Raw genomic sequence first — 11930 nt, forward strand, 5'->3', positions numbered from 1 at the left:
CAATCGCTATGGCTCCCATCGTCGACGCGCGCGGCGTCACCAAGGTGTACCGGACCGGCGCCGACGAAGTTGCAGCGTTGCGCGACATCAATCTCAGCATCGAGCCGGGCGAGTTCGTGGCGGTCATGGGGCCGTCGGGCAGCGGCAAGACGACGCTGCTGAACTGCCTCTCGGGCCTCGACGACATCGACGCCGGATCGGTCTTCGTCGAAGGCGACGACATCCACAAGATGGCCGACGCGGCGCGCACCGAGCACCGCGCCGGGCGCATGGGTTTCATCTTCCAGAGCTTCAATCTCATCCCGGTGCTGAGCGCCGTCGAGAACGTCGAGTTGCCGCTGCTGCTCAGCGGTACGAAGGCGGCCACGGCGCGCGAGCGGTCGATGGCGATGCTCGAACGCGTCGGCCTCGGCCACCGGCCCAAGCACAAGCCGAACGAACTTTCGGGAGGCGAGCAGCAGCGCGTCGCCGTCGCCCGCGCGCTCGTGACCGAGCCGGCGATCGTGTGGGCCGACGAGCCGACGGGCAACCTCGACTCCACCATGGCCGTCGCGGTGCTCGACCTGCTGCAAGAGGTCAACTCGCACGGCCAGACGATCCTGGTCGTCACCCACGACGACGGCATCGCGGCGAGCGCTCGTCGCCTCGTGCGCATGGCCGACGGCGCCGTGGTCGCCGACGGCGCCACGGCCAAGTTGCTCGGCAAACGCGACGGCGTCGCCGCTCCGGGAACCCGCGTCAGCAAACCGCGCACGCGCCGCACGCCGCTGAAGGCGAAGTAATGCAGATCGTCATCGTCGCGCTGCTGCTCGTCAGCATCGTCGACGCCATCCGCAACCCGACGATCCGTCGTCTGGCGCTGCGCAACGTGACGCGCCGGCGCGGCGAGGCGGTGCTGGTGATTGTCGGGTCGCTGCTCGGCACCGCCATCATCACCGCGGCGTTCATCGTCGGTGACACGCTCGGCGCGTCGGTGCGCGATCAGGCGCGTACCGATCTCGGTCCCATCGACGAGTCCGTGCGCGCCGTGGGTCTCGGGCGCTCCGACGAAGTGCTGCGCAAGCTCCAGACGCCGGCCATCGCCGGCGTCGACGGTTACCTCAAGCTGACGGCGGCCGGCGTGTCGATCGCCAGCGTGGGCGCCGACCGCCGCGCCGAGCCCTTCGCCGCCATCGACGAAGTCGACTTCGACGATGCGCGCGCCTTCGGTGGCAACGCCGGCGCCACCGGCATGGCCGACGCCGGCGCGACGCCGACGGGCGACCAGGCCGTGCTGTCCAACGCCTTGGCCAACAAGCTCAAGGTGCGCGCTGGGAACCAGATCGACGTGTTCGGCTATGGCCATTCGCACCGGTTCACCGTGCGCCAGATCATCGCTGACAAGGGCATCGCCGGCAGCGCGTGTTTCGTGCCTCTCGGCACGGTCGCCGCCCTCGCCGCGCCTACCAATGCGGTCGGCTTGCTGCCGGCCGCGGTCAGTGGCCAACCGCCGAGCTCGACCGTGCTCGTGTCCAACACCGGCGGCGTATTCGACGGGGCGGAGCGCACCGACGCCGTGACCGCGGCACTCAAGCAGCGCCTCGCGGGCACGAGTTCGGTCGAGGTCTTCACGTCCAAGCAAGACCTGCTCGACACCGCTGACTCGGTGTCGAAGCAGTTCCGCACGATCTTCAGCGGTATCGGTGCCTTCAGCGTCATCGCCGGCATCCTGCTGCTGGTCAACATCTTCGTGATGCTCGCCGACGAGCGGAAGAGCGAGCTCGGCATGTTGCGGGCGATCGGGCTCAAGCGCAATCAGTTGGTGCGCGCCTTCGGCATGGAGGGCGCCATCTATTCGATCGTGTCCGCCGCCTGTGGCGTCGTAGTCGGCATCGGTGTGGGCCGCCTCGTCGCCGTACTCGCCGGCAGCCTGTTCAACCGCAACCGTGGCGGCGGTCGCGGCATCGCGCTGCAGTTCTCGCTGCGGCCCTCCAGCCTGCTGCTCGGCTTCATGATCGGCGCGTTCATCTCGCTCGTCACGGTGTGGGGTACCAGCGCGCGGCTGGGTCGCCTCAACGTGATCCGTGCCATTCGCGACATCGCTGAGGCGCCGGCCAACCGGGCGCGCCGGCTGCGGTCCTACGTCGTCGCCGCGCTGGGCATCGTGATCGGCCTCGTCATGTTCCAGGTCGGCGTCGTGCACCAGGGTTGGTTCGGGGTGCTCGTGGGCATCCCGCTGGCCTCGGTGTCGTCCATCACGCTGTTGCGTCGGTTCGTGCCGCGGCGCATCGCCGTCGCTATTGGCTGTGGCGTGTCGCTGGTGTGGGGCATCGCCGCCTTCTCGCTGTTCTCGAAGGCGTTCTCGAACACCGAGTTCTTCGCCTTCGTGATGCAGGGCGTGATCCTCGTCGGCAGCGCGACGGCGATCGTGGCCACCAACGACGACGTCGCCATCAAGGCCGTGTCGAAGCTCGGTGTGTCCAAGCGCACGCTGGCGGCGCGCCTCGGCTTCGCGTATCCGCTGGCCCGCGTGTTCCGCACGTCGATGCTGCTGGGCATGTACGCCATCGTCGTGTTCACCCTGACGTTCCTGTCGGTGTTCAGCCACTTGTTCAGCGCCCAGGTGCCGAAGTTCGCCCGGGAGAACGCCGCGGGCTACCAGGTGCTCGTCGACTCCAACTACTCGAACCCCGTGCCCGCATCGGTGCTCAAGGCGCAGTCCGGCGTGACCGGACTCGCGGCGATCGACCGCGCCGCACCGGAGTGGACGACGCCGATCCACCACGACCGCGAGCGGTGGACGCTGTCGGGCTACGACGACTCCCTGCTGGCGCGGGGCGTGCCGACGTTGGGCAAGCGCTTGCCGCAGTTCCACAGCGACCGCGAGGTGTGGGAAGCCGTCGAGCACGACCCGAGCCTCGTGATCCTGCCGAACATCTTCCTCGAGCGCGGTGGTCCGCCCTCGGGAGCACTCGATCCGGGCGAGAAGATCACGGCGTACGACACGCTTTCGGGCAAGACGGCGCAACTGACGATCGCCGCCAAGATCGACAGTGACTTCATCTTCGCCGGCCCGTTCGTCGGCAAGACGTTCCTGCACTCGTTCACCAGCGATGCGACGCCGAGCCGCTACTACGTCGGGGTAGCACCCGACGTCGACGCCACCACGTTTGCGGCGCGCCTCGAAGGTCGGCTGCTGGACTACGGCGTGCAGGCCGATTCGTTCCCCGATCACATCGCGCAGCAAATGTCCCAGCAGAACGGGTTCCTGAGCTTGATGCAGGGCTACCTCGGCCTCGGTCTCATCATCGGCGTCGCCGGCCTCGGCGTCGTGATGGTGCGCGCCGTGCGCGAACGCCGCCGCCAGATCGGCATGCTGCGGGCGATGGGCTTCCCGAGCCGCATGGTGCGCCAGATGTTCCTCACCGAGGCGTCGTTCCTGGCGGTGCAGGGCATCGTGCTCGGCACCGGTCTGGCGCTGATCACGAGCTACAGCCTGCTCACGCACTCGAGCACCTTCGGCGGCCAGGGCATCGGCTTCCAGATACCGGTCGTCAACATCATCGTCGTCTCGGCCATCGCCCTGGTGGCGTCGCTGGCGGCCAGCGCGTTCCCGGCGACCCAGGCGGCGAAGATCCGGCCGGCGGTCGCCCTGCGCATCGCCGATTAGGAGTCAGTAGCTTCTAACGGTGATGTCACAGCCGACCCTGGCGGGGAAGGTCGCACTGATCACGGGGGGAGCGTCGGGCCAAGGCCGTGCCGCGGCGCTGCTGTTCGCGGCCGCCGGGGCTGAGGTGGCCGTCGCCGACATCAACACCGTCGGCGCCAACGAGACGGTGAAGCTCGTCGAGGACGGCGGCGGTGCCGCGCTGGCCATCGAAGCCGACGTGGCGCGCCGCGCCGACAACGAGTCGATGATCGACGCGACCGTCGAGCGCTTCGGTCGCCTCGACGTGCTCTACAACAACGCCGCGGTGCAGATGTCGGGTCACTTGCTCGAGTGTCGCGACGAAGACTGGGACGTCACGATGGCGACCAACCTCGACGCCGTGTTCTTCGCCTGCCGCGCCGCCATCCCGCGCATGATCGACGGAGGGGGCGGGTCGATCATCAACACCGCGTCGGTGCTCGGCCTCATCGGTTCCGCGGGCTACTGCGCCTACGGGGCGGCCAAGGCCGGTCTCGTCGCCCTCACGCGCCAGATCGCGGTCGAGTACGGACCGCATGTGCGGGCCAACGTCATCGCGCCGGGTTCGATCGATACGCCGCGGTTCCGCCGCGTCGCCGACGACATGGGCATCGCCCGCGACGACTTCCTCGAGATGCTGCACCGCAACATCCCGCTGCACCGGCTCGGCACCGCGGACGACGTCGCCGGCATCGCGTTGTTCCTGGCGTCGGATCAGTCGGCGTACGTCACCGGCGCGGTGATTCCCGCCGACGGTGGGTTGGCGGCGTTGCGATGACGGCGGTAGCCATCGTCACCGGTGGGGCTTCGGGCCTTGGTGCGGCGATCTGTGGCCGCTTGGCCTCCGACGGCTATCACGTCGTGGTCGCCGACTGCGACGGCGCCGGCGCGTCGCACGTCGCCGAAGCCGTCGGCGGCACCGCCGTCGAAGTCGACGTGCGTGATCGCCGCCACGTCGAGTCGATGGCGGCCACCGCCGCGGCGCTGGGTGACATCAAGGTGCTCGTGTTGTCCGCGGCGATCGAGACGCGCACGAGCATCGTCGACACCACCGACGAGATGTGGCGTGACGTCCTCGACACCAACCTCAAGGGGCCGTTCCTGTGCATGCGCGAGGTGGTACCCCGCATGATCGGCGCCGGCGGCGGCTCGATCATCGCCCTCGGCTCGACGCTGGGCCAGATCGTGGCGCCGGGCTACCCGGCATATTGCGCCAGCAAGTTCGCACTCACGAATCTGTGCAAGCAGGTGGCGATCGAACAGGCGGCCGCCGGTGTGCGCGTCAACGTGATCGCGCCGAGCGCGTGCGACACCGGCCTGTTTCTCCGCATGGCGGAATCGACTGGCGACCGCGCTGGCATCGAGCGCATGGTGACCTCCAACGTGCCGATGGGTCGCCTTGGCACGGCGCGCGAGGTGTGCGACGCGGTGGCGTTCTTCGCGTCCGATGCGTCGTCGTACACGTCGGGCACCGTGCTGCCCCTCGACGGGGGCCTCGCGGCGAGGCGCATGTGATCGGCGGCGGGCGCAAGGTCGCCGACGCCGACGGTCACGTAATCGAGCCCGGTGGCTTGTTCTCGCAGTGGACCGGTGAGCGGTTACCACTCGACTTGCCGCCCACGACGCCGATGACACCCTGCGGCAGCTTCGAGCTCTTGCAGGACCAGTTCGACCACGGCTTCGATACGGCGTCGTACCTGCGGGCGATGGACGCGCAGGGCATCGACGTCGCTGTCGTGTATCCGTCGGTCGGGTTGTTCGCGCCGTTCCTCCCCGAACTGAGCGCCGCCGAATCGGCCGCTGCCTGCCGGACGTACAACGACTGGATCGCCGGCTACTGCGACGCCAGCGGCGGCCGCATCTTCGGTGCGGGCATCCTCCCCCTGGCCGACGTCGGAGCAGCCACCAAAGAGGTGGCGCGCTGCGCCGGCGACGGGCTCGTGGCGATGATGGCGCGCCCCAACTTTCTCTACGGCCGCAACCTCGGCGATCCGACGTACGACCCGATGCATGCGGCGATCGAAGAACTCGACCTCGTGCTCGCGGTGCACGAAGGGCTCGGGCTGCGCGGCCAACCGACGATCGGCGGCGACCGCTTCTCGGGGTTTGCGGCGCGGCACGCGTTGAGCCACCCGATGGAGCAGATGGCGGCGATGACGAGCCTGATGTTCGACGGAGCGCTGGACCGTCACCCGAACCTGCGCGTGGCCTTCCTCGAGTCGGGCGCCGGGTGGCTGCCCTACTGGCTGCACCGGCTCGACGAGCACGCGGAGTGGATGGCCGAGACCGAACTCGACTGGCTCGAACTCATGCCGAGCGAGTACTTCGCGCGCCAGTGCGCCATTAGCAGCGAAGCCGAGGACGCCCTCGCGGCTTCCGCCATCGCGGCGGTCGGCGACGCCCGCGTCATGTGGGCGTCGGACTTCCCGCATCCCGACGCGGTGTTCCCCGACTCGGCGCGCGCGTTCGCCGGCAACCTGTCCGTGCACGGCGCGACCGACGAGCAGATCGACGCCGTGCTCTGGTCGACGCCGCTCGGCTTCTACCGCATCCGCGACCGCATAGGAGGTTCCGCGTGACGATCGACTTCGACTCGATGGCGCAGTTCACCGACACCGTGGCCGGTGATAATCGCGATCCGTATCCGGAGTTGGCGGTGAAGCGGCGCGAGACGCCCGTCGAGCTGAAGGTCCAGCTGGGCTACGACCTGTCGGAGCGGCTGACGGCGACCGTGTACCAGTACGACGACGTCGCCACCGTGTTGCGCGACAACGAGACCTACTCGTCCGGTGCCATCCGCGACCTCATGGCCGTCGTGATGGGGCCCTATGTCCTCGTCGGCATGGACGAGCCCGAGCACAAGCGGCACCGCCATCTTGTCTCACAGGCCTTCCGCGCCAAGACGCTGGCGCACTGGGAAGAAGACTTGATGGGCGACGTCATCGACGAGCTCATCGACAACTTCGCGGCGCGCGGCACCGCCGAGTTGGTCCGCGAGTTCACGTTTCGCTTTCCTGTGCAAGTGATCGCGGAAGTGCTCGGCGTCCCGCGCACCGATCACGCGCAGTTCCACGAGTACGCCGTGCAGATCATCAACGTCGCCGCTGACCCGGAGAACGGCATCAAGGCGGGCGCGGCGATGCGCGAGTACCTCGTCGATCACGTCGAAGCGCGGCGCAAGCAACCGGGCTCCGATGTCATCAGCGATCTCGTGGCCAGCGAGATCGACGGCGAGAGGCTCGACGACGAGGAGATCTACTCGTTCCTGCGCCTGCTGCTCCCGGCCGGTGCCGAGACGACGTATCGCGCCGCGGGCAACTTCATCTTCGGTCTGCTCACGCACACCGACCAGCTCGAGATGTTGCGCGCCGACCGTTCGCTGATGCCCCAGGCGATCGAAGAGGCGATCCGGTGGGAGACGCCGCTGCTCATCACCAACCGCCGCTGTCTGCGCGACACGGAGTTGCACGGTGTCGAGATCCCCGAAGGCGCGGACGTCATCCCCCACGTCGGCTCGGCCAACCACGACGAGACGCGGTGGGACAACCCGGAGCAGTTCGACATCACCCGCGAGCCCCAGCCGCAGATCGCGTTCGGCCTCGGTCCGCACATGTGCCTCGGGATGCACCTGGCCCGTCTCGAACTTAAAGTCGCGGTCAACCGCCTGATCGACCGGCTGCCGAACCTACGGCTCGATCCGGCCGGCAACGATCCGCACATCCACGGCGAGCGGTTCCGCTCGCCGACGTCGCTGCCCATACTGTTCGGTTGATGGCCGCCTTCGAGATCACCGTCGACCGCGAGCGCTGCATGGGTTCGGGCAACTGCAGCTTCTGGGCGCCCAACACCTTCGACCTCGACGACGAGGGCCTGTCGATCGTCACCAACCCCGAGGGCGACGACGCCTCGAAGATTCAGAACGCGGCCAACGGGTGCCCGACCCAGGCCATCAGTCTGCGGGCAGTAGAGCTTCCAGCGCCGTAACCGCGCTGCAACCGGCGTCGATGGGCGGCAGCGCGTCGTCGACGAGGACGTCGAGCAGTTCCTTGTAGGCGAGCGCCGCCGGACCGTCACCCAGCACCGCCGGCTCTCCCTGATCACCGGCGGCCGCCACGGCAGCGTCGAGGGGCAACTGCCCGAGCAGTGGCACGCCGAGCTTGGCGGCCAACCGTTTGCCGCCGCCCTCGCCGAACAAGGGGTACGACTCGCCGTCGGGCGCCACGAACGCGCTCATGTTCTCGACCACGCCAACCACGCGCAGGTAGCCCTTGCGCGCCATGTCCGCTGCGCGGGCGGCGACCTGCTGCGCCGCGATCGCCGGTGTCGTGACGATGAGGACCTCCGTGCGCGGCAGCATGCGCGCCAGGCCCATCTGGATATCGCTCGTCCCGGGCGGCATGTCGATCAGCAGGTAGTCGACGTCGCCCCACGCCACGTCTTCGAGGAAGTGCTGGAGCGCGCGGTTGAGCATCAGGCCGCGCAGCATGACGGCTTCGTCTTCGGCCGCGCCTTCGATGGCGCCCATCGACACCACCCGCAGCAGCCCGTCGCCAATCTGCTTCTCGATCGGGTTGATGCGCACGCGGTCGCCCTCGACCTTCTCGGCTTCGACCTTGGCGTCGACGCCGAGCAGGCGCGGCATGGAAAAGCCTCCGATGTCGGCGTCGAGCACGCCGACCTTGAACCCCCGGGCCGCGAGACCGACGGCGAGGTTGGCCGTCACCGTGCTCTTGCCCACGCCGCCCTTGCCCGACGCGATCGCCGCGACGCGCGCGGCGGGCGACAGGTCCATGGTGACCGTCGAGCGCTCCTGCGCCTTCCAGCGGGCGCGGTCCATGAGCGAGCGCTTCTGCTCGGCCGTCATCTCGCCGAACTTCACGTCGACCTTGGACACGCCGACCAACCCGCCCACGCGGGCGCGCACGTCCTTCATGAACTGGGCGCGCAGCGGGCACCCTGCCGTAGTGAGCGCGACGGTCACGGTGACGTGCTCGCCGTCGATGGCGATGTCTTTCACCATGCCGAGATCGAGGACGGAGTCGCCGAGTTCTGGGTCGATGACGCCGGCCAGCGCCCCTCGAACCTGTTCGTCGGTGACCGTCACGATGTAATTCTACCGGTTTCAAGCAGTAATATTCCTGGCGTGGACCGACTCGGCGTCTTCAAGGCGCTCGGCGACAACACGCGCTACGCCATCTATCTCGAGTTGGCGCGCAGCGAGACGCCGCTCGCCACCGCCGAGATCGCCGAGTTGCTCGATCTGCACCCCAATACCGTCCGCCCACACCTCGAGCGCATGCGCGAGGTGGGACTGCTGGACGTCGACGCCGACAATCGGGGCACGGTTGGCCGGCCGCAGAACCGCTACCGGCTCGCCGCCGACGCTCCGTCGCTCGGCCTTGAGTCGTCCTCGATGCGCTTATTGGCCAACATGCTGGCGGCGGCCGCCATCATCGGCGGGGTCGATCCCGAGGCGGCGGCCGAGGCCGGCCGGCTCCAGGGCGAAGCGAGCGCGGCGCAGGCCGAGATGCAGCGACGCACCGAACCCGGCCACTGCGTGGCCGCCCTGGTCGACGAGCTGACGTCGCTTGGCTTCGACCCGGCAACCGTCGACGACGGTGCCACCGCCACGATCGCCTTCACGCGCTGCCCGTTCCAGGAGCTGGCGCAAGCCTTTCCCGACCTGGTGTGCCACCTCCACCGAGGAATGATCGAGGGGTTCGTCGACGTTCCCCTAGCTGTGCGCGTGGCTGCGTTTCACACCCTGGCCGACCGGGATCCGTGCCGGGTCGACCTGGCCCTGCGGTAACCTGTAAACACCGAATTCGAAGGAGTTTCGACAATGAGCATCACCGAGACCACGCAAGGCGCTGGCATCACCCTCACCGACGCCGCCGCGGCCAAGGTGGCCGAGCTGCTCGCCCAGGAGGGCGACGAGCGCCTCGCGCTGCGCGTTGCCGTGCGACCGGGCGGTTGCTCCGGCTTCTCCTACGAGATGTTCTTCGACGCCGAGACCGACGAGAACGACGAGCTCACCACGTTCGGTGCCGTCAAGGTCGTCGTCGACAGCACGTCCAAGCAACTGCTGGTGGGCGCCACGCTCGACTACAAGGACGGCCTCCAGGGCGCCGGCTTCTCGATCAACAACCCCAACGCCACCAAGACCTGCGGCTGCGGGTCCTCGTTCAGCTAAGCGCCGTTGCGCTGCCCGAACGACGGCGAGACCCTCGTCGCGGCGACGCTTGACCGCGTCGAGGTCAACGACTGCCCCAAGTGCGGCGGCATCTGGTTCGAGCGCGACGCGCTGACCCGCGCCAAGGACAACGCCGACGACTTCGTCCGCTGGATCGACAGCGACGTGTTCGCGGCGGCTGAAGCGTCCGACGACGAGACGACCAAGGCGTGCGCGCAGTGCGGCGAGCCGATGCGGACGTTTGTCTATCCGCACTCCGATGTGCGCGTCGAAGCATGTGTGGCGGACCACGGTGTGTGGCTCGACAAGGGTGAGTTCGACAAGATCGTCAGCGAACTCGACGGCATGACGAATGCGATGTCGGTGGGCGACTACGCGCACGCCACCGTCGACCAGTTGAAAGAAGTGTTCCGGCCCCACGAGTCGCGGTGGTCGGAAGTGAAGGACTTCTTCGCCGTCTTCAAGCTCCTCGAGGCGCGCTTCGGCACCGAACACCCTGGCGTCGCCGCCGCCGTCAACGCCGCCTCCCGCATCGGGCTGTAGCCGCGGCCGCAGGTGAACCTGCTCGGCCACATCCAGGTCGCCCGGACCCAATCTGACCAGCCGGCGTTCTGGCTCGGATCGGCGCTGCCCGATCTGGAGCGGGAGGCCGGTGTCGCGCTCGGCGACGTGTCGGTCTGGCCCGCCGAGGTCCGGGCCGGCATCGCCTGCCACCACCGCGCCGACGCGAAATTCCACGATCTCGCGGCCTTCCGCACGCAGTCCGTCGCGCTCACCCGTGCGTTGCTCGACGCCGGCGTGCCCCGGGGCGCGGCGCGCGCCGTCGGCCACGCCGGTTGGGAGCTGCTCTTCGACGGCGCGTTGCTGACCCGTGACGACGCGCTGGTCGACGCCTACCTGGCCGCGATGCGCCATCCCGTCGCCGACGACGCCTGGGCGGCGGCCCTGCGCCGGCGGGTCGCGCGCGGTTCGCCGTGGTTCTACGCCGACCCCGACGCCGTGACCGAACTGCTGCGGCGCGTGCTCAGCCGGCGCCGTCTCCTGGCCTTCGACGCGGCCCACGCGCCCGCTGTCGCCGCCGCGCTGCGCGCCGCGCAGCCAACCATCGCCGACTCCGTCGACGAAATCCTCACCGCCCTCAGAGGGTGAGGGCGGGAGCTAGGCGAGGAGGCGCTGGAGGGCGTCGGCGGCTTCGGTCTTGTCGAAGGGGCCGTTGAAGCGTTCGGTGACGACGCCGTGCTTGTCGGCGAGGTACATCACCGGTTCGGAGTCGGTGTGGAAAGCGGCGAAGGCCGGGCTCAGCGTCTTGCCCGTCATGTCGCTGTAGACCTCGACGTGGACGATGTTGAGCTTGTCGCGCACGGCCTCGGAGTCGGCCATCAGGATTTCGAGCACCGGGCCGCAGGTGGCTGACTGGCACAGCGCGGGCGTCGCCAGCAGCGCGACGGTCGGCTTGCCGTTCTTGCCGAGCACGGCGTCGAGGCTCGTCGTGTGGAACGGGCAGGTGCCGTCGGCCCGGGTGCAGATCGGGTTGACGTCCATGGTGTTGTCAACGGTCGGCGTCTGTACGGCGAAGAGCGGCTTTCCGGGCACCGGCCACTCGACCTTGGCCGGGTCGTTGATCGTGAGCGCAGCGTCTCCTGGCGTCTTGCCGTCGACCGTCGCCCGCAGGCCCCAGTTGCCTGGCTCGTCGAAGGTGTAGTGGACCATGTAGTAGGGCCGATCCTCGATCCCGGCCGACTTACGCTCGGCCTCGATCGGCTCGCTGAACTCGTTGGTGCCGGGCTTCTGGAACGCCACGTGGACGGCGCTGTCGGCACCAACCAGCGTGGCCGGGACGCCCTGGAACAGGGCGAACGTCACCCGCTCCTGGATGCCGGCGAGCAACATCGAGCCGGCGAGCACGGTCGACAGTTCGTTTTTCTGCCCCTGCGTGGTCGACGTGTGCCCGACCTTGATCGTCTTGTCGCTCTTCTTGCCGCACGCGGCCATGAATGCGAGGGCGGATCCGCCGAGAAGCACGGCGCGGCGCGACAGCAGTTCAGACATCGCACCCAACGTAGTTTGAGA

At 68.6% G+C, this 11930-nt stretch carries 13 protein-coding genes; 11 read left to right on the forward strand and 2 right to left on the reverse strand.

The annotated features are described in order from the left end of the window. Positions 1–8: 8 nt before the first annotated feature. From VHC63_02640 to VHC63_02670, 7 genes are read left to right on the forward strand one after another with little or no spacing between them, the layout of a single operon-like run. Positions 9–782: an ABC transporter ATP-binding protein gene (locus tag VHC63_02640; protein HVV35473.1), complete on the forward strand. Its 774-nt coding sequence runs from the start codon at positions 9–11 to the stop codon at positions 780–782. Beyond that, positions 782–3649, forward strand: coding sequence for an FtsX-like permease family protein (locus VHC63_02645; protein HVV35474.1), 2868 nt, complete (start codon positions 782–784; stop codon positions 3647–3649). Before VHC63_02640 ends, VHC63_02645 begins: the two co-directional genes overlap by 1 nt. 22 nt (positions 3650–3671) lie before the next feature. Further along, positions 3672–4445 carry an SDR family NAD(P)-dependent oxidoreductase gene (locus VHC63_02650; protein HVV35475.1) on the forward strand — a complete coding sequence of 258 codons (774 nt, stop codon included), beginning with the start codon at positions 3672–3674 and terminating at the stop codon, positions 4443–4445. Next, the gene (locus VHC63_02655) at positions 4442–5182 is read left to right on the forward strand and encodes an SDR family oxidoreductase (protein HVV35476.1); all 741 of its coding nucleotides are present in this window, start codon (positions 4442–4444) and stop codon (positions 5180–5182) included. The genes VHC63_02650 and VHC63_02655 overlap by 4 nt, the downstream gene beginning before the upstream one ends. Then, entirely contained in the window at positions 5179–6246 is a 1068-nt protein-coding gene (locus VHC63_02660; GenBank protein HVV35477.1) for an amidohydrolase family protein, read from the forward strand. The genes VHC63_02655 and VHC63_02660 overlap by 4 nt, the downstream gene beginning before the upstream one ends. Continuing rightward, a complete protein-coding gene (locus VHC63_02665; protein HVV35478.1) occupies positions 6243–7439 on the forward strand; it encodes a cytochrome P450 in 1197 nt (398 codons plus the stop codon). Before VHC63_02660 ends, VHC63_02665 begins: the two co-directional genes overlap by 4 nt. Next, positions 7439–7651 carry a ferredoxin gene (locus tag VHC63_02670; protein HVV35479.1) on the forward strand — a complete coding sequence of 71 codons (213 nt, stop codon included), beginning with the start codon at positions 7439–7441 and terminating at the stop codon, positions 7649–7651. Before VHC63_02665 ends, VHC63_02670 begins: the two co-directional genes overlap by 1 nt. Here VHC63_02670 and VHC63_02675 read toward each other — a convergent pair. Next, positions 7617–8771, reverse strand: coding sequence for a P-loop NTPase (locus VHC63_02675; GenBank protein HVV35480.1), 1155 nt, complete (start codon positions 8769–8771; stop codon positions 7617–7619). The genes VHC63_02670 and VHC63_02675 overlap by 35 nt on opposite strands. A 39-nt stretch (positions 8772–8810) precedes the next feature. Between VHC63_02675 and VHC63_02680 the strand changes: the two genes are divergently transcribed. Genes VHC63_02680 through VHC63_02695 form a run of 4 tightly spaced genes read left to right on the forward strand, consistent with a single transcriptional unit; the run spans position 8811 to position 11009 of the window. After that, positions 8811–9476: a helix-turn-helix domain-containing protein gene (locus VHC63_02680; protein HVV35481.1), complete on the forward strand. Its 666-nt coding sequence runs from the start codon at positions 8811–8813 to the stop codon at positions 9474–9476. Between the two features lie 33 nt (positions 9477–9509). Beyond that, entirely contained in the window at positions 9510–9860 is a 351-nt protein-coding gene (gene erpA / locus VHC63_02685) for an iron-sulfur cluster insertion protein ErpA (GenBank protein HVV35482.1), read from the forward strand. A 6-nt stretch (positions 9861–9866) separates the two neighbouring features. Continuing rightward, complete coding sequence (locus VHC63_02690; protein ID HVV35483.1) at positions 9867–10403, forward strand: zf-TFIIB domain-containing protein; 537 nt, start codon at positions 9867–9869, stop codon at positions 10401–10403. A gap of 12 nt (positions 10404–10415) precedes the next feature. Beyond that, a complete protein-coding gene (locus tag VHC63_02695; protein HVV35484.1) occupies positions 10416–11009 on the forward strand; it encodes a hypothetical protein in 594 nt (197 codons plus the stop codon). 9 nt (positions 11010–11018) lie between these two features. Here VHC63_02695 and VHC63_02700 read toward each other — a convergent pair whose 3' ends face one another. Further along, complete coding sequence (locus tag VHC63_02700; GenBank protein HVV35485.1) at positions 11019–11909, reverse strand: hypothetical protein; 891 nt, start codon at positions 11907–11909, stop codon at positions 11019–11021. Positions 11910–11930 lie beyond the last annotated feature (21 nt).

This window comes from Acidimicrobiales bacterium (assembly GCA_035546775.1).
Taxonomy (GTDB): domain Bacteria; phylum Actinomycetota; class Acidimicrobiia; order Acidimicrobiales; family JACCXE01; genus JACCXE01.